At 59.9% G+C, this 409-nt stretch carries 1 protein-coding gene; it reads left to right on the top strand.

Annotated features, from left to right (window positions below):
* Nucleotides 1-409: 3-hydroxyacyl-CoA dehydrogenase family protein (locus tag B2W52_RS16140; RefSeq protein ID WP_286803738.1), on the top strand; the 409-nt coding region annotated here is incomplete at both ends.

Below are 409 nucleotides of genomic sequence, written 5' to 3'. Positions count from 1 at the left end.
ATGCACTTCTTCAGCCCGGCTAACGTGATGAAGCTGCTGGAGAACGTGCGTGGCAGCAAGACCTCCGACGAGGTAAAAGCCACGGTGATGGCGGTCGCCAAGAAGATCAAGAAAGTGGGGGTCATGGTGGGCAACTGCTACGGCTTTGTCGGCAACCGGATGCTCCACAAGCGTGGTACTGAAGCCATGTCCCTGGTGGACGAGGGCGCCACCCCGCAGCAGGTCGACAAGGTGCTGACCGATCTCGGCTTCCCCATGGGGCAGTTTGCGATGTCCGATCTGGCCGGGATCGATGTGGGTTACCGGATTCGCGAAGAGCGCCGCAAGGCCGGTGAAGACATTTCCGCCAGCTGGATGGATAAGCTTGCCGAACAGGACCGCCTTGGTCAGAAGACCCAGGCAGGTGTAT

This window comes from Marinobacter sp. UBA2498, assembly GCF_002341575.1.
GTDB classification, from domain to species: domain Bacteria; phylum Pseudomonadota; class Gammaproteobacteria; order Pseudomonadales; family Oleiphilaceae; genus Marinobacter; species Marinobacter manganoxydans.
This window is presented reverse-complemented; position numbering and strand designations above follow the sequence as displayed.